A 17734-nucleotide genomic window follows, 5' to 3' on the forward strand; every position below is an offset into this window, starting at 1 on the left:
CTCCCCGGGTCCGTCCTTCCCGGGTCCGTCCTTCCCGGCAGGGCGGGGACGGTCATCTCCGTGGTCGTCTGGTGGCCGCGGAGACGACGCTGTCGAGCAGGCCGGGGAAGAGCTCGTCGAGGTCGGCCCTGCGCAGAGAGTTGATCTTCGAGGTGCCCTGGTAGACCTGGTTGATGACCCCGGCCTCGCGCAGGACGCGGTAGTGGTGCGTCCCGGTGGACTTGCTGACGGCGAGGTCTATCTCCGAACAGGCGGCTCCGTTCTCCGTCGTGGCGAGGAAACGCACCACCTCCAGCCGCATGGGGTCGGAGAGCGCGTGCAGCACCGACTCCAGCCGGATCTCCTCGACGTCCGGGTGCTCCAGGACTCTCATGTGTGTCTCCCCTCCGCGTTCCCCTCGATATTACGTCACTTGTCGTACTACGATGAATCTCGTACTACGATGAACGTCGTACAAAACACCGAACCGGGAGTCCCCATGCTGTTCGACCCCATCACCCTGCGCTCGCTGACGATTCCCAACCGCGTCTGGATGGCGCCGATGTGCCAGTACTCGGCCGCCACGGACGGCCCCGAGGCGGGAGTGCCGCACGACTGGCACCTGTCCCACCTGGCGGCCCGCGCGGTGGGCGGCGCCGGGCTGATCCTCACCGAGGCCACGGCCGTCTCCCCGGAGGGCCGGATCACCCCCGCGGACCTGGGGCTGTGGAACGAACGCCAGGAGCGGGCGTTCACCCGGGTCACCCGGTTCCTCCAGGAACACGGCACCGTACCCGGCATCCAGCTCGCGCACGCCGGGCGCAAGGCGTCGACGGACCGGCCGTGGCGCGGAGGCGGACCGGTCGGCGTCGCCGACGGCGGCTGGCAGCCGGTCGCGCCGAGCCCGATTCCGTTCGCCGAGAACCATCCCGTGCCGAGGGAGCTGACCGTGGAGGAGATCCGGCGCGTCGTCGACGACTTCGCCCAGGCGGCCCGGCGTGCCCTGCGGGCGGGCTTCCAGGTCGTCGAGGTGCACGGCGCGCACGGCTATCTGATCGGGGAGTTCCTCTCTCCGCACAGCAACCGCCGTACCGACGCCTACGGTGGCTCGTTCGGCAACCGCATCCGTCTCGCGCTTGAGGTCGTCGAGGCCGTGCGCGCCGTCTGGCCGGAGGAACTCCCCGTGTTCTTCCGCGTCTCGGCCACCGACTGGCTCACCGAGAACCCCGAGGACGAACGCGAGGGGTGGACCGTCGAGGAGACCGTGCTCCTGGCCGGGGAACTGCTCTCCCGCGGCGTCGACCTGCTCGACGTCTCCAGCGGCGGGAACGCGCCCCGCGCGAGGGTCCTCACCGGTCCCGGCTACCAGGTGCCGTTCGCGGCCCGGGTCCGCGCCGAGACCGGCATGCCGGTGGCCGCCGTCGGCCTGATCACCGAACCGCGTCAGGCGGAGGAGATCCTCACCTCCGGCCGGGCCGACGCCGTACTGCTCGGCCGCGAACTGCTCCGCGACCCTCACTGGCCCCACCGGGCCGCCCGTGAACTGGAGCCCTCCTCGTCCCTTTCCTGGCCCGAGCAGTACGGCTACGCCGTCTGACCGGGCCGGCGCGTGCGCGCACCGGCCACCGGCCCCGGTGTGCGAAAGCCCACCGGCGCTCGGGGCTGGGCGTTTCTGTGAAGTCCTCGCTCTTTCCCGGGAATCTCCGTGGAACGGCGAGACCACCCGAAGGCGAAAAAGACCGGGGGCGAGGGGAACGCCGTTTGCTGTGACTTTCCGTTATATCATCTGCCTCACCGTGACGGCGTTTCCGGTCCGTGGCCGGCGATTGAAGGGAAACGCTGTGTGAACGGCGCGTCCTCGGGTACTCGCGTCGAAACGTCAACGCAGCTCGCGGGGTCTTATACAGGAAATATACGGACTCTGCACAAGGCTCTCCTAGGGTTTCTCAAGCCTGCAACCGAACTGGGGGAGAATGGTCATGCTGGTAGGTGTAGACGTTGTGCACGCCTCCGTCTGGTCGCTCGATTTCCATCGGAAACCGGGACCGGGGCGGCCTGCTGATTTTTCCGATCTCGGTGTCATCGGGCCGGTCACCGAACTGGTCGACGTATGCTTCGGCGACACCGTCCACTCTCTGGAGCTCGGCTGGGACGAGGCGGCCCTGAGAGAGCTGGACCTTCTGGTGATCCCCGCCGCCGGGGGAGACGGCGCGTCGTTCACCGAGGCCGAGTGCCGGCTCCTGGAGACGTATGTGCGCGAGGGCGGGTCGGTTCTGATCCTCGGTGACGGCGAAGGCCGGTCGGCCACGTCCGGCCACCACCCCTTCGGGATCACCGTGAACGGCCTGCTTCCCGGAACACGCGGTGATTCGCCTGACTCGCACCTCCTCACCTACGACTTCACGGTCGAGGCGAACAGCACGCATCCGGCCGCCCCGGGAGTCGGCGGCGTGCACCTGTACCGGCCGAAGGGCGTGGAGAGTTCTCTGGTAAAGCTGGTCCCGGTGGTGGAGTACGACGGCCACACCCTGCTCGGAACGGCGCAGTACGGCGCGGGCCGGATCGCGGTGATCGGCAACGCGGAGATGTTCGCGCTGCCGTTCCTCGGCCGCGAGGACAACGCCCGGCTCCTGCTGTCCCTGCTGTCGTGGCTGTACCGCGGTGAGGCCGTCCAGCACATCGACCAGAAGGTGCTGCACGTGGTCGACGAGCACCGGTTCACCACCCGCACCCTTCCGCAGGGGGAGAACCTCAAGGAGGAGCCAGGGCCGCACGTCGTCGACGCGCGTCCCTACGCCCACCTGCTGGCGAGCCTGGCCGACGGATATCTGCCCGATTCGCGGGAGGACCAGGAAGCGTTCCTGGCCGAGGCCGAACTTCGCTTTCACGAGTTTCCCCGGGTGATCCGGCACGCCCTCGCCAGGTTCCGGCGGAACAGCACCGACAGCGGCGTCCTGCTCATCAGAGGACTGCCCGTCGACCCGGATCTCCAGCCCACGCCGGCGAAACCGGCCGAACCGTTGCCCAGGCCGACGCCGATGAGCGAACTGTGGCTGGCCGGATTCGCCCAGGCGCTGGGCGAGCCCATCGCCTATGTTCAGGAGAAGCAGGGACAGCTTTTCCAGAACGTGGCTCCGACGAGGCACAACGCGGAGAAGCTCTCCTCGGAGAGTTCCTCGTTTCTTCTGGACTTCCACACCGAGGCGGCCTTTCACCCCTTCATGCCGGACTACGTGCTGCTGCACTGCCTGCGTCCCGACCATGAGCGCTCGGCCAAGACGATCAGCGCGAGCCTGCGCCTGGCGGTGTCGCGACTGAGCCTGCGCGAACGGGCGATCCTCAGCGAGCCGATGTTCCAGACCGGTATCGACTACTCCTTCGGCAGCGCCAACGGCCAGAAGGGCAACGGTCCGGTGCTCCGGGTTCTGTACGGAGACCCCTTCGACCCCTACATCACGGTGGACCCGGACCTGATGGTCGGTCTGACACCCGAGGCCGACGCGGCCCTGAAGCGGCTGCACGTCGCGCTGAACGAGGTCAAGCAGTGGGCCCGGCTGGACACCGGCGACCTACTGATCATCGACAACAGGCGGACCGTCCACGGGCGGTCCGAGTTCCAGGCCAGATACGACGGCCTCGATCGATGGCTTCAGCGAGTGTGCGTGGTCCGCGACCTCGTGCCCTCCGCGGCGCACCGCAGGCTCCGCCGCCGTGTCATCGAAACCGCCTTCGCCGTCTGATGGACCTCACGGGGAGAGACTTTCCAGATATGCGTGATCTATCGTTCGCCCGGGTGCTGGTCGTGGAACCGGTCTCTTCCGGAAACGCCCTGGTCACAGCGGCGCGTGACCTCGGCCTGCAGGTCGTCGTCGCGTCCTACGACGCCGACGACCGCACGCTTCCCGATGAGATCCGCGCGCTGGCGCACGCCGTACTCGTGGTGGACACCAACGACCAGGCCGCACTCGAGCAGGCGGTGCTCGACATGCACAGGGACGCCCCGTTCTCGGCGGTCCTGGCCGGTTGTGACTTCCACGTGCCGGCGACCGCCAGACTGGCCGCGGCTCTGGGGCTGACCGGACTGCGGCCGGAGACGGTCGAGGAGGTCAGGGACAAGGTGCTCATGCGGGCGCGTTCGGCCGAGGCGGGCCTGCGGACCCCCAGGTTCGCCCAGGTGACGTCGCTCACGGAGCTGGAGCAGGCCGCGGAGCACGTGGGCTACCCCTGCGTGATCAAGCCGGCCGGCTCCTCGGGAAGCATCCACGTCAGCCGTGCGAACGAGTGGGCGGAGCTGCGCGCGGCCTTCGATCGGCTCTCCGCCGACCAGAGCCTCGACCTGGGCAGGCCGCTGGAGCACCGGGCCATCGTCGAGGAGTACATCGCGGGACCGGAGTTCAGCGCCGACGGATACGTCGCGGAGGGCCGCACGACGGTCGTCGCGCTCACCCGGAAACTGCTGGGACCGGAACCCGCCTTCGTGGAGATCGGACACCTGACCCCCGCCGACGAGAGCGTGGAGGTGACGGCCCAGATAGAGAAGTACGTGCGTGCCGTCGTGGACGCGGTGCACCTGACCGTCGGCGCCTTCCACTGCGAGCTGAGGATGACCCCCGACGGGCCGGTGCTGATCGAGATCGCGGCCCGCCTCCCCGGAGACCGGATCGTCGATCTGGTTCACCTCGCCACCGGCGTCAGCCTCCCCAAGGCGATGATCGCGGCGCATCTCGGATGGACGCTCGAGGACGTCGGGGCCATCGGCGTGCCACAGGCGAAGAACGCCGGAATCCGCTTCTACCTCGCCGACGGTCACCACGCCTACCGGCGGTTGAACGGATGGGACGATCTCCTCGCCCTGCCGGAGGTGCTGGAGACGAAGCTCACGATCGCCGCCGGGGAGCCGATCCCGGAGCCGGGAGATTTCCGCTCCAGAATCGGACACGTCATATTCACCGCCGACTCCTTCCAGGAGGCGACGGACATCTGGCAGGCGGTTGGCAGAGCCGTCACGGTGGAGTAGGCATGCTGTTCTATCTCGCGCTCCGCGGGGTCGGCTGGCTGGCCAATCAGACGCTCCAGTTCGTGGTGCCACTCATGATCTACCGGATGACGGGCAGTCTGATGTGGTCGGGCGTCGCCCTGTTCGTTGAGTGGACGCCCAGGCTGGTCGCGCTGCCCCTCGCCGGCTACCTCGCCGACCGGTTCGAGAGCCGCCGAATCCACATCCTGAGCGATGTGGTGCGCACGGCGGTCGGGGCGGGGGCCGTGGCCGCCGTCGCCCTCATGCCGGGGAACGCGGGAGTGGCCCTGGTCGTTCTGGCCCTCGTCGCGGGCGCGGGGTTCGAGCTGACCTTCGTGGCCGGTGAGAAGGCGGGACTCTCCCTGGTCTCGGCCAAGGAGATGCCCCGCCTGCAGACCATGCTGAGCGCGATCGAGCAGAGCTGCATTCTCATCGCACCGGTCCTCGGCGGTGTCCTGCTGCTGGTGGGGACGACCGCGACGGTCGCCGTTCTCACCGTGCTCTTCGGGACGAGCCTGCTGCTGGCCCGGAACATGAAGCCTGCGGCGGTGGTGGCCGCGAAGCCGCCGCCGGTGATGGCCGGGGTACGCCAGGTGATCGCCAACACGCTCCTGCGAGACGTGGTGGCCATCACCATGGTGATCAACCTGATGCTGGCCCTGCTGCTGGCGGCCGCGCCGGCCCTGGTGCGGCACCACTACGGGGTGGACGAGGGGCGACTGGCCCTTGTGTACACCGGAGCCGCCCTGGTCGCGCTGCTCGTGCTGGCCCTGCTCACCCGGTTCATCCGGAGGTTCGGCCTTCTGATCGCCGGAGCGGCCAGCGCCCTGATCCAGTGCCTGGCCTTCCTGGCGATCGGCGCGTCCAACGAGTTCGTCGCCTTCGTCGCGATCGTGATGGTGTTCATGGCCGCCGACGCGGCCTTCAGCGCCTTCATCAGGACCGTCAGGGCCCGGGCCGTCCCGGCCGCCGAGTTCGGCAGCACCGCCGCCGCCATCTCACTGCTCAACTGCGTGTCGATGCCGCTGGCGGGCGGGCTGCTCGCGGTCACCGGCGCGTCCGTCGACCCCGTGCACCTGTTGACGATCACCGGTGGCCTGGCCCTCCCCGTGGTCGTCGGGCTGCTGATCCACCTACGAGCCGCCACCCGCACGAGAACGGAGGTCATGGCATGAACGCCTTGTCCGCAGGCCTCCCCCAGGGCATCGAGAGCCGCGCCGCGCGTCGTCCGCGTCCTGGAGCGCCCGCGGACCCGCAGGCCTCCGAACCCGTCGGGCCGAGGCCGTTCGCACCGCTGCGAAGCAGTCGTAAACCGGTGATCCTCACAGCTTTTCCCTGAAGGGACCGTGCAGATGACTGATCTAGACGGATTATCCGTTCTCATCGTGGAACCGGTCTCGGGCGGCGCGGCCCTCGCCCGGGCCGCGCACCGTCTCGGTGCCAGGGTGGTGACGGCTTCTCAGGACGCGGGTGACTGCGAGATACCCGCGAAGCTCAGGGAGATCGTCGATGAGGTCCTGGTCGTGGACACCAACGACGAGGCGGCTCTGGCCGAGGCGGTCACCCGGCTCCACCGCCGCAACCCGTTCGACGCGGTGCTGCCCGGCTGCGACTTCTACGTGGCGACGGCGGCCAGGCTCGCCGCGCGGCTCGGCCTGCCGGGCCTGCCGGTGGAGACGGTGGACTCCGTACGCAACAAGGCCCTCATGCGGGAGAGCGTCACGCGCGCCGGGCTGCGTTCGCCGCGCTTCGCCGAGGCGGACACGACGGACCGGCTGAGAAGCGCCGCCGAGCACGTCGGATTCCCGTGCGTGATGAAGCCGGTTGAGTCCTCCGGGAGCATCCATGTGAGCCTGGCGCGGGACTGGCCACAGCTCCTGAGGGCGTTCACCGAGCTCGCCCAGGACGAGACCCTCGATCTCGGACGCCCGATGGGGCACCGGGTCATCGTCGAGCAGTACGTCCCGGGCGAGGAGATCAGCGCCGACGGCTACGTCGCCGACGGGGTGACGACCGTCGTGGCCGTCACCCGGAAGGTTCTGGGGGCCGAGCCGAGATTCGTGGAGCTCGGCCACCTGACGCCTGCGGACCTGCCCGGCGACGTCACGGACCAGGTGAAGGCCTACACCGAGGACGTCGTCCGGGCGCTCAACGTCACAGCGGGTCCGTTCCACTGCGAGCTCAGGCTCAGCGACCAGGGGCCGGTACTGATCGAACTCGGCGCGCGGCTGCCGGGGGACGGCATCCCCGAACTCGTCAAACGGGTGACCGGCGTCGACCTGACGCTGATCATGCTCGCCGCGGGACTCGGAGCCGACCCCCGGCGGCTGGGGGCCTTCGGCGAACCCGTCGCGGCGAGCGCGGCGGTCCGGTTCCTCACCCTCCCCGAGGGGGACTCCTACTCCGGCATCAAGGGCTGGGACGAACTGTCCGACCTGCCGAACGTCGTCGAGACACACGTCGCCATCCCGCCCGGTGTCCCCGTTCCCGAGGTCCGGGACTGCCGGTCACGCCTGGCGCACGTCCTCTACACGGCGGACTCCCACCGCGCCGCGCTGGCCTTCTGGGACTCCCTCGACAAGAGGGTGGTCATCCAGTGACCGCCGCCGAGCCGTACGACTACGCGGCCGTCGGCATGGGGCCGGCCAACCTGAGCCTCGCCGCGCTCGGAGAGCCTCTCCCGGACCTCAGGCCGATCCACCTTGAGGCCAGGGAGAGCACCGCCTGGCACCCGGGGCTTCTGCTGCCCGAGGCGACCCTGCAGGTCTCACCGTTGAAGGACCTGGTCACCCTGGTCGACCCGACCAGCCGTTTCTCGTTCCTGGCCTTCCTCGCCCAGGAGGACCGGCTCTACAGGTTCCTCACCGCGCGCTTCCCCGCCGTCCACAGGACGGAGTTCAACCAGTACCTCCAGTGGGTCTCCCAGTCGATTCCGTCCATCGAGTACGGAACCCACGTTCAGGACATCGACCTCCGCGACGGCCTCTTCCGGCTCCGCTCCGAGCGGGGGGAGGTCCTCGCGCGCAACGTCGTGCTCGGCACCGGCCCGGTCCCCAGGATCCCGCCGCACCTGCGCAACCACCTGTGCGCCGACGTGTTCCACGCGGGGGAGTTCCTCCTGCGCGAGCGGACGACCGCTGACCGGGACGTCACGGTGCTCGGCGGAGGCCAGTCCGGCGCCGAGATCGTACGGCACCTGATGCGGCTGGACAGGGTCCCGCGGAGCATCACATGGATCACCCGGCGGCCGGGGTTCCTGCCGCTGGACGACTCCCCGTTCACCAACGAGTACTTCTTTCCCCAGTACGCCCGCGAGTTCCACAAGATGCCGGGGGAGCGCAGGCGGACCCTTCTCGCGGAGCAGAAGTACGCCAGTGACGGAATCGACACGGCGACCCTTGAGGACATCTACCGGGAGCGTTACCGGCACGAGTACATCCTGGGCCGCAAGGACTGGATCCGTCTGATGCCCGGGATGGAGGTGACCGGCTGCACCCGCCTGCCCGACGGATGGGGACTGACCGTCGAGGGCGCCGAACCCCGCGTTGTGACGACCGACGTGGTGATCCTCGCGACCGGTTACGAACACCGCCTCCCGTCCTGCATGGACACCCTCACCCCGCGGTTGTCCACCACCGGGGGGACTCCGGACGTGGGGGAGGACTTCTCACTCCGGCTGGACGGTGACGTCAGGGGCAAGGTCTACGTCCAGAACGGCGCCCAGCACGCCTGGGGGATCGCCGACCCCAACCTCAGCCTTCTGGCCTGGCGCAGCGCGGTCATTCTCAACGACATCCTCGGATATCGGAGGTACAACACATGAGCCTCCCCCGAGTCGGGCTCCGTGCCCTGCCCGCGGAGTTCCCCGCGCTTGAGGAGTGGGAGATCCCTCTCGACGAACTACCGGGCGACCGGCCGTTCAGCATGGCCCGCTTCACCGTCGCCCCCGGAGGACGGACACCGCCCGACAGCCACGCCGTCACCGAGATCTGGCTGCTGCTCGACGGCAGGGGGACGCTCCACTACGGAGGCGTTCCGCACGAGGTGGGCGCGGGCGACGTCGTGGGGTTCGCGCCCTTCGTCGAGCACATGTTGCTGGCCGACCGCGGTACGCCGGTGTCCGCGCTTTCCATCTGGTGGCGGAGCAGCTGATGGGGAGGCCGGAGAAGGAGTTCGACCTCGCGATCATCGGTTCCGGGATCATCGGGGCGATGATCGGCCATCTCGCCGCGGAGGGGAACCCGGGGCTCCGGGTCCTCACGATGGACGACGGCAACACCGGCGCCACGCACCTGTCAGCCGGACTGGACGTTCCCACGGGACACACTGCCGGGCAGCGGGCGTTGGCCGCGCGGGGATCGGCTGTCTACGCCAGGCTGAGGGCCGAGCTGCCCGCACTGCCGATCCGGCCGGTCGACACCTACTGGGTGATCGACAAGGCGAACCTCCACAGGCTGCGGGAGAGCATGGCCGGTCCCCGCCTGACCGAGGCCGACGCGGAGCGGCGGGACTGGCTGGCCGGAGTCCTGCCCGGACTGCGAACCGCCGACCGGCTGCTGCTGCGCTCCGACGGGGGCGCCCACGCCGACGTGGGACGCCTGGCGGGACGACTGCTGGACGAACAGCGGCGGCGCCCGGGGAGCGAGGTGCGCGGTGGTTCGCCCGTCACCGGTGTACGGCCCCGCGACGGCCGCTACGAGCTGACCCACGGCGACGAGGTGTACGCGGTCGCGGGAAGGGTCGCCGTGGCGACCGGGGCGCGGGCGCCCTGGGGGCCGTTCGGTGACGTGGCCCGGGCGCGGGGGCTCCGAGTCAAGAAGGTCGCCGCCCTCCACCTCGGCGTACGGCCACCGGGCGACGCGCCGGTTCTCGTCTTCGACGACCACGACGCCTTCCTGCTCCCCGTGCACGAGGAGGGGTACTGGCTCCTCAGCTTCACCTCACGGCATTGGGACCTCTCTCCGGGCGACGGCCCGCCGGACCTGAGTCCCGAGGACCGGGCGACGGCGGCCGGCGTCCTCGACGCGTACGTCCCCGCCCTGGCCGCGGAGACCTGCGGTGGCCGGGCCTTCTACGACGGTTACACCCCGGACCGGATGCCGCTGGTCGAACCGGTGGACGGATGGCCGGGCGTCGTCCTCGCGCTCGGCGGCAACGGATCGGGCTACCGGCTGGCCCCGGCCATCGCTGAGCGCGCACTGGAACTTCTCAGTCTCGACACACGTAAAGGCGACCGTTCGTGACCGTGCCAACCGAGGGTCTGATCAGGACCTCGAAAACCGCTCACCCCAGGCACTACCTGCTGGCTCCCTCCGAGCCCACTCCGAACGGGCGCCTGCACCTCGGCCACATCGCGGGGCCCTTCCTGCGTCTGGACATGCTCAGCCGCTTCCTGCGCATGCGCGGTGACCTGCCGCTGATCATCACCGGGAGCGACGTCTACGAGCCGTACATGACGTTCAAGGCCGTGGCCGAAGGACGTTCCGAAGCGGAGATCGCGGCCGAGTACGACGCGCTCATCGCGCAGGACCTCAGCGCCGTGGACATCGGCGTCGACCAGTTCATCAACCCCTGTGAGGACCCCTGGCGGAAGGTCTTCGAGGAGGAGGTCGACGCCTGCGTGCGGCGGCTGCGCCACCGGGGAGCGGTGGTCGAGCAGCGGGAACGCGTTCCGTACAGCCGCTCCGCCGCGCGGTACATCGTCGGGCCATGGCTTACGGGCGGGTGCCCGGACTGCGGGAGCAGGGTCTCCAGCTACTTCTGCGAGACGTGCGGCGGTCATTTCCGCCCGGAGAACCTGCTGGAACCGCAGGGGCCCGACGGCGCAGGCCCACTCGAATGGCGGGAGATCTCCTCACTCTTCCTCAGGGTCGCGGAGCCGGAACCGCTCCGGCGCCGGATGGCGGAGATGCGGGTGCCGCCGCGTTTCCAGGAGGCGGTCGAGCGTTTCCTGGCCCGCGAGGGCGGTACGGTCCGCCTGAGCGCGCCCCAGCAGTGGGGTGTGGCCCTGGAGGGAGGCGTGCCCGGCGTGCCGCGCACGCTCTTCTCGTACGCGGGGATCTTCATGTTCGCCAGGCTCATGGGCGCCGTCCACGGGGAGATGAGCGGGACCGGGGTCAACGCCTTCGATCCAGGCTCCGGGGTCACCACGGTGACCAGCTTCGGTATCGACAACGTCATCCCCACCATGGTCTGCATCGTGGGGACGGCGCTGCGGCACGGCGACATGAAGGGCTACGACCGCGTTCTGGTCAACGACTTCTACCAGCTCGAAGGGGAGAAGTTCTCGACGAGCCGGGGACACGTCATCTGGTCCGCCGACATCGCGCGGGCCCCGCGGATCAGCGCGGACGCCGTACGGTACTTCCTGGCCGGGACGAGACTGGAGGAGGGGCCCGAGAGCATGGAGCCCCGGTCCTTCGTCGAGGTGAACAACACGCGGCTGGCCGGCCGGTTGACGTCCCTTGTCCGTGCCGCCTCGGCGGTGTCCGCCGACGTCCTTCCCGAACCCATGGGGCAGGATCGGCTGGCCCGGCTTGAGGAGCTGTTACGCCGGCAGGAAGCGGCTCTGGACGGGTTGGTCATCGCGACGGCGGACGCCGTCGCGGCGTTCGACCTCTGGTGGCGGGAGACGCCCGGCGAGTGGGGTTCTGCCTCCCAGGCCTACTGGTGGCTGAAGGGCGTGGCGGTCCTGGCCTTCCCGATCATGCCGCGGCTCGGCCGGCGGTTGTGGGAGTCGCTCGGGGGCACGGGCGAACCACGCCTGGCGGCCTTCCTGGAGCCCACCCGGCCGCGTGCGAGCGGTGGGCCCGGTGGCTTCGAGCCGATCACGCTGGGTGATCTGGTGTCCGTCCTGCCTGTCTCGTCGCGTCATGTTCCGGCCTGACGCTCGCCATCGAGCAAGGAGAGCAATGTGAGAGTCCTCGTCGTGAACCGGTGGGACGATGAGTTCTCGGCCTACGGCGACTACGTCGACCACCTCCGTCACGAGGTGTGTTACGTGACCGTGCCCACGCATCTGCCGTGGATTCCGGAAGAGGCGCGGCACGTCACCGTGCTGGACGGCCTCGACGACGAGGCTGAGGTGGTCGCCGCGGCCCAGGCCGTCCAGGAGGCCTGCGGAAGGTTCGACCTGGTCCTCGCGCTGTCGGAGTTCGACCTGACCACCGGTGCCCGCATCCGGGAGGTCTGCGGTGTTCCAGGAGACGACTCCTCCCGGGTACGGCGTTTTCGCGACAAGGTGACCATGAAAACCGTCCTGGCCGACGCCGGCGTACGGGTCCCGCGTTTCGCGACGGTGAAGTCACCCGCCGATATCGGGGAGTTCCGGCGACGCGTGGGCGGGCCCGTCGTCGTCAAACCGCGCGCGCAGACCGCGAGCAAGGGCTGCCACATCGTTCACAACTCCTTCGAACTGTCGGAGGTTCTCACGGAGCTCGAACGGTCCGGCCACGACGACTACGAGGTCGAGGAGTACGTCGACGGCCCGATCTGGCACGTCGACGGGATCGTCGAAGCCGATCGGTTCCTTTTCGCCCGCGCGTCGCGCTACGTCAACACCTGCTACGAGTACAGCCGTGGCACACCGCTCGGGTCCGCCGTGCAGGAGGGGCCGGTGGCCGACGCCATGCTCGCCTTCACGCTGCGTTGCCTGACCGGGCTCGGTCTTCACCGTTCGGCGTTCCACCTGGAGATCATCGAGTCCGCGTCAGGGCCGGTGTTCCTTGAGGTGGCGGCACGGGTGGGCGGTGGCGAGATCGCGTTCGTCCTGCGGGACGTCTACGGGGTGGACGTCATCGGCGACTGGATCCGGCTGCAGCTCGGAGAGCGCCCGCAGACCATCGGCGTTTCGTCCGAGAGCCGGGAGATCGCTGGATACCTGCAGGTTCCCGGCCCCGCGGGACACCGGTTGCTGTCGCGGCCCTCCCTCGCCGGGACGATCGAAGGGCTGTACGGCGAGGACCTCCTCGAACCCGGCCACTGCTTCGACGGCCCGTCCGGTGGCGAGGAGCTTCTCGGCCGCTTCCGCTACCGTGCCGGGACCGTCGCGGACGTCGAGTCGGCGATCAACGCCACCCTGGACGCCTTCGTCTGCGTCACGGAACCGGTGCAGCGGTCATGCGTGTGATCTCCTCGCCGCTGGCTCCCTACGCGCGGGTGCTCGCGGTTCCCGGCGCCAGAGGGATGGCGGTCTCGGGGGTGCTGGCCAGGCTTCCCGTGGCCGTCATCGGCGTCAGCATAGTGATCATGGTCGCCGCCCGGTACGGTTCCTACGGGCTGGGCGGTGCCGTCACCGCGACCCAGACGCTCTGTTACGCCGTCTTCGGGCCACCGCTGTCGCGAGCGGCGGATCGCCTGGGGCAGCGCCGGGTGGTCGTGCCGGCGTCGCTGGCCGCCGTCACCGGGCTGACGGGCCTGGTGGTCTGCGGTTCGCTGCGAGCGCCTGCCTGGACGCTCTTCGGCTGCGCCGCGCTGGTCGGTCTGATGCCCAACGTCGGCTCCATGGTGCGTGCCAGGTGGGCTCACCTGCTGCAGGGAACCGATCGGCTCCACACCGCGTACGCGATGGAGTCCGTGGTCGACGACCTCATCTTCATCGTGGGACCGGTGCTCGCGGTCAACCTGTCCCTGGTGGCGGGAGCCGAGGCGGGGCTCGTGGCGGCGGCCGTGCTGTTGTTCACGGGATGCCGGCTGCTCGCCTCGCGGACAGCCACCGAGCCGCCGGTCGTGACCGTCTCCGAACGCCGTGGCGGCGTGCTTCTCAAGGCGCGGGGGCTGTGGGCCGTGGTCGCCGTCTGCACGGCGATGGGGGGTCTTTTCGGGTCCGTTGAGGTGGCCGTCGTCGGCTTCGCCACCGAACACCGTCAGACCGTGCTGGCGAGCTGGATTCTCGCGCTTTACGCGCTGGGGAGCGGGATTTCCGGCGTCCTCTTCGGCAGGCGCCGGCTTTCCTGGAGCGTCCCCAGGCAGCTGACGGCCGCGGCGATCCTGCTGACGCTGACGACGGCGCCCATGCTGGTGACGGACAATCTCTACGTCCTGGGCGGTGTGCTCCTGGTCTCCGGTGCCGCGTGCGCGCCGATCCTCATCCTCGCCACCGGCCTGGTCGAGCGGCTGGTTCCCCCGGAGAGGCTGACCGAGGGGATGACCTGGATCAGTACCGGTCTCGGGGCCGGGGTGGCGCTCGGCGCGCCGATGGCGGGATGGACCGCGGACGAGTACGGCGGTAACCGGGTTTTCCTGACGCCGCTCCTCTGCTGTGTCGTCGTCGCACTCGCCGCCGTCATGGGAACGCGTCGTCTTTCCGCGGCACAACACCCAGCTCCCGGAAGATGACGCCCGCGATGTGGAACTGCCCCGCCGCCTCGGCCGCCCGGCCACGGGCGTGGGCGAGTTTGCCGAGGTACTGATGGATCTCCGCTTCGACGATGCGCTCGTTGGTGTCCTCGGCGTGCGTCAGCGCGAGGGCGAGCGTCTGACCGGATTCCTGGAGCCGCCCCATGGCCGCCTGCGCCCGGCCCAGTCCGTAGAAGGCGTAGGCCATGCCGACCCGGTCCCCGATGGAGCGGCAGAAGTCCAGTACGGCCTCGAAACGGGGGACGGAGGCCTGCGGCCGTTCGCATTCCACGTCAAGTTCTCCCAGCCGGTAGTTGATCTGCTGGACGAGGCGGGACGCTCCGGCCTGTTCGGCCGCGCTCAGCGCTCGTTCGAAGTGTTCCCGGGCTCGACAGTGCTCGCCGAGCTGGGTGTGTATCTGCCCGATCTGCCGAAGGGCGAGTGCCTGGTTTCCCAGGTCACCCAGATCGTTCAGGACGGTCACGCTGTCCTGCGCCCGCCGCAGGGCCATGTCGAGCCGCCCGCCCAGCCGGTCCAGTGCGGCCAGCTTCAGCTGGGCGAGGGCGTGGGCGTGCCTGTCCTGCAGGCCGGTGAGGATGCGCGCGGCGTCCTCCAGGAAGTCGACCGCCCTGCGGTGGTCGTGAAGCCCCAGGCTCAGCTCGCCCAGCTCGGTCAGGATGACGGCCTCCCCGCGCGGATTGCCGGCGGCCCTCACGGTGGCGAGCGCGATCTCGTGCATGTGCTGCCACTCGTCCAGATGACGGCGTACCTCCAGAAGGGGAGCCGCCGTCACCGCGATGTCCCAGCACAGCTCGTCAAGGCCCAGCGCCGCCGTCTGCTGCACCGCGGCGGAGATGTTCGTCAGTTCGGTCTCGCACCACGCCACGGGATCGGTGACGATGTCGTCCAGCACCTCGGGGCCGACCTCCCAGCGGGGGGCGTTACTGTGCACCACCAGGTGGTCGCGGCCCGCGAGGAGCGTGTGGGCGTGTTCCGTGACGGTCAGCAGCGCGCCGAAGGCGCGTTGCAACGCCTCCCGGAGATCGTCGGGCGCGAGCTCCTGCTGGGCGCGCTCACGCGCGAAGATGCGGATCAGATCGTGCAGGCTGTAGCGGACCCGCCCGGAAGGCGTGGTCGCGGTGTTGACCAGATGGCTGTCCACGAGCTGGTCGAGGAGGTCCTCGGCCTCAAGGAACGAGCTGTCCAGCAACGTGACCGCCACCCACTCCTCAAGGTCCACGGCGTCCAGGGCCCCCAGGAGCATGAGCAGGAGACGTGCTCGCGGCTGCAGCGCCCTGTAGGAGACCATCAGGTTGGCCCGTACGTCGAGCTCTCCGTGGACGAGTTCGTCGAATCGCCGGTGCTCGTCGGTGAGCCTGCTGACCATCCGGGCCAGCGACCAGTGCGGCCTGGCGGCGAGACGGGCTCCGGCGATTCGCAACGCCAGCGGATGCCGTCCGCAGAGACGGGTGAGCGCGAGGCTCGCCTTGGAGTCGGCGTCCATCCGGTTGGAACCGACCATGTGCCGCAGGAACCTGAGTGCCTGGTCCTCGGTGAAAGGCTCCAGTTCCAGCAGGCGCGCTCCGGGGATGGCGGTGAGCCTGCGTCTGCTGGTGACCAGCATGGCGCATCCGCCCATGCCGGGTATGAGAGGCATCACCTGACTCTCGTCGCCGGCGTCATCGATGATCAGCAGGACTCTCCGGTCAGAGAGTATCGCCCGGAGCATGCCCCCACGCTCGTCGTGGTTCTCCGGAATCCGGGTGTCGGGTACCCCGAGGGCGCGAAGCATGCTGGCCAGCGCGACCTCGGGCATCGTCCGGTGCGTCGTCTCGGCGCCGCGCAGATGGACGTAGATCTGACCGTCGGGAAACCTGTTCCGCAGACGGTTGGCCATGTGGACCGCCAGGGTGGTCTTTCCCGCGCCTCCGCGTGCGGACACGACAACGATCGGAGGAGTGCCTCCAGGAGAGCCGGTCAGCCACTCGGACAGCAACGCGACCTCCTTGTCCCGGCCGGTGAAGTCGGCGGTGTCCGCGGGGACGATGTTGCGAGGGGGTGACGTCACGACGGGCTCCGCAGGCTCCCCCTCCGCCAGGGAGCCTCCGCGCAGTACCAGTTGTTCCAGTTCCCGTAGTTCCTGGCCCGGTTCGATGCCGAGCGATTCGATGAACAGCGCCCGTGTCTCCCGGTACACCTCCAGTGCCTCCGCCTGCCGGTCGGCGCGGTAGAGGGCCTCCATCAGCTGGGCGCGCAGCTTTTCGCGCAGGGGGAAGTCTTCGATGAGCTGGAGAAGGATCGGTATCATTTCCGCGTGGTGCCCGAGTTTGATCTCCAGCTCCACCCACCGGTGAGCGGATCTGAAACGTTGCTCCTCCAGGACCGCGGCCTCGGTGCGGAGCGGGCCGCTGGCGTGAAGCCCTGAATAGGCTGGGCCGCTCCACTTGTCCAGTGCCTGCCGGAGCAGGTCGGCCGCCCGCCTGATGTCCCCCTGTTCGATGAAATGATCACTCTGGGCGGTCAGCTCGGCGAAATGCAGAACGTCGATCTCGTGAGGCTCCGCCCGCAGCAGATATCCGCGCGACATGCGCGCCACCCTCTGCGGATCGCCGAGAAGCTGCCGCAGGCTGCGTATGTAGGCGCGGAGGTTCGCGGCCGCCGACGGCGGGGGATTCTCCGGCCACAGTCCGTCGATTAAATGACTGTCCGAAACCGCCTTGTTCGGCTGGCTCAACAGCAGGCCGAGGGTCGTCTGCAGTCTGGTGCCGCGCAGGGGGACACAACGGCCGTCGACCGTCAGCTGGAGAGGCCCCAGGACCTGGAACAGGAGGCGAGGGGGGAGGTGATCCACTGCCGAAGCCGGAGGCGACCCGTCGACGGCTCTTCGATGAATCTCATCATCCACCATGATCCATTCCATGACGAAGGCCCCAACGGGGCGTCAGACATAACTGTCGGACGAGTATGTATATCTCATGCGGGATTTTCGGGCGGAAAACCTTCTAGGATGCGGTCGGGCTTTAATCAGCCAAGTGCTCAACTTCTCTACGAACCCCGTCTCCCGACATTGTAGGTCGTCTGTTGATTGGTTATGGGTTGGTAGGTTCGGTGTTTATTTGCTGATTTCGGATGGCCTATGGCGTGTCATCCGCTGCGGTACGCCCTGTCTGATCCGGGCGGAGACGACTACTCCAGGTGAGGGGAGCGGCGCGGACGGCAGGGGGCGCCGACCTACGCCCGCGCCGGGCGGCTCCGTCCCCGCGGTGGCACGCGCGCCCGGCGTCCTGGCGTGCTCGCCTCGGCGTGCCTGGGAACGCGCCGCCCCGGCACGCGCGGTGGCCCGGAGGCGCCGCTCGCGGGTTCGGGTCAGTCCGCGCTCGTACCGGGCCTACCGGGCCACCA

The 17734-nt window shown here is 69.2% G+C and carries 13 protein-coding genes; 11 read left to right on the forward strand and 2 right to left on the reverse strand.

Annotated elements, in window-relative coordinates; genetic code table 11:
- Positions 1-52: 52 nt before the first annotated feature.
- On the reverse strand, positions 53-373 hold the full coding sequence (locus ABT340_RS18100; protein WP_352011894.1) for an ArsR/SmtB family transcription factor: 321 nt from the start codon (positions 371-373) through the stop codon (positions 53-55).
- Positions 374-442: 69 nt separating this feature from the next.
- Here ABT340_RS18100 and ABT340_RS18105 point away from each other — a divergent pair, with 69 nt between their 5' ends.
- The 11 genes from ABT340_RS18105 (at position 443) to ABT340_RS18155 (ending at position 14332) form a co-directional block, all read left to right on the forward strand.
- Positions 443-1576 (forward strand): NADH:flavin oxidoreductase/NADH oxidase, encoded by a 1134-nt coding sequence (locus tag ABT340_RS18105; RefSeq protein ID WP_352011895.1) that lies wholly within the window; start codon positions 443-445, stop codon positions 1574-1576.
- Positions 1577-1958: 382 nt separating this feature from the next.
- Positions 1959-3719: a TauD/TfdA family dioxygenase gene (locus ABT340_RS18110; protein WP_352011896.1), complete on the forward strand. Its 1761-nt coding sequence runs from the start codon at positions 1959-1961 to the stop codon at positions 3717-3719.
- A gap of 29 nt (positions 3720-3748) precedes the next feature.
- Positions 3749-4996, forward strand: coding sequence for an ATP-grasp domain-containing protein (locus tag ABT340_RS18115; RefSeq protein ID WP_352011897.1), 1248 nt, complete (start codon positions 3749-3751; stop codon positions 4994-4996).
- Between the two features lie 2 nt (positions 4997-4998).
- A complete protein-coding gene (locus ABT340_RS18120; RefSeq protein ID WP_352011898.1) occupies positions 4999-6171 on the forward strand; it encodes an MFS transporter in 1173 nt (390 codons plus the stop codon).
- Positions 6172-6381: 210 nt separating this feature from the next.
- Complete coding sequence (locus ABT340_RS18125) at positions 6382-7596, forward strand: ATP-grasp domain-containing protein (RefSeq protein ID WP_352011899.1); 1215 nt, start codon at positions 6382-6384, stop codon at positions 7594-7596.
- Positions 7593-8819 carry a lysine N(6)-hydroxylase/L-ornithine N(5)-oxygenase family protein gene (locus ABT340_RS18130; RefSeq protein WP_352011900.1) on the forward strand — a complete coding sequence of 409 codons (1227 nt, stop codon included), beginning with the start codon at positions 7593-7595 and terminating at the stop codon, positions 8817-8819. Before ABT340_RS18125 ends, ABT340_RS18130 begins: the two co-directional genes overlap by 4 nt.
- A complete protein-coding gene (locus ABT340_RS18135; RefSeq protein ID WP_352011901.1) occupies positions 8816-9148 on the forward strand; it encodes a cupin domain-containing protein in 333 nt (110 codons plus the stop codon). Before ABT340_RS18130 ends, ABT340_RS18135 begins: the two co-directional genes overlap by 4 nt.
- Positions 9148-10239 (forward strand): NAD(P)/FAD-dependent oxidoreductase, encoded by a 1092-nt coding sequence (locus ABT340_RS18140; protein ID WP_352011902.1) that lies wholly within the window; start codon positions 9148-9150, stop codon positions 10237-10239. The genes ABT340_RS18135 and ABT340_RS18140 overlap by 1 nt, the downstream gene beginning before the upstream one ends.
- Positions 10236-11882: a class I tRNA ligase family protein gene (locus ABT340_RS18145; protein ID WP_352011903.1), complete on the forward strand. Its 1647-nt coding sequence runs from the start codon at positions 10236-10238 to the stop codon at positions 11880-11882. The genes ABT340_RS18140 and ABT340_RS18145 overlap by 4 nt, the downstream gene beginning before the upstream one ends.
- Before the next feature lie 27 nt (positions 11883-11909).
- Positions 11910-13124: an ATP-grasp domain-containing protein gene (locus tag ABT340_RS18150; RefSeq protein ID WP_352011904.1), complete on the forward strand. Its 1215-nt coding sequence runs from the start codon at positions 11910-11912 to the stop codon at positions 13122-13124.
- The gene (locus ABT340_RS18155; protein ID WP_352011905.1) at positions 13115-14332 is read left to right on the forward strand and encodes an MFS transporter; all 1218 of its coding nucleotides are present in this window, start codon (positions 13115-13117) and stop codon (positions 14330-14332) included. Before ABT340_RS18150 ends, ABT340_RS18155 begins: the two co-directional genes overlap by 10 nt.
- Here the strand turns inward: ABT340_RS18155 and ABT340_RS18160 are convergent.
- On the reverse strand, positions 14280-17183 hold the full coding sequence (locus ABT340_RS18160) for an AfsR/SARP family transcriptional regulator (RefSeq protein ID WP_352011906.1): 2904 nt from the start codon (positions 17181-17183) through the stop codon (positions 14280-14282). The two genes, ABT340_RS18155 and ABT340_RS18160, sit on opposite strands and share 53 nt — an antisense overlap.
- Positions 17184-17734 lie beyond the last annotated feature (551 nt).

The organism is Streptosporangium sp. NPDC000239 (assembly GCF_040300765.1).
Lineage (GTDB): Bacteria > Actinomycetota > Actinomycetes > Streptosporangiales > Streptosporangiaceae > Streptosporangium.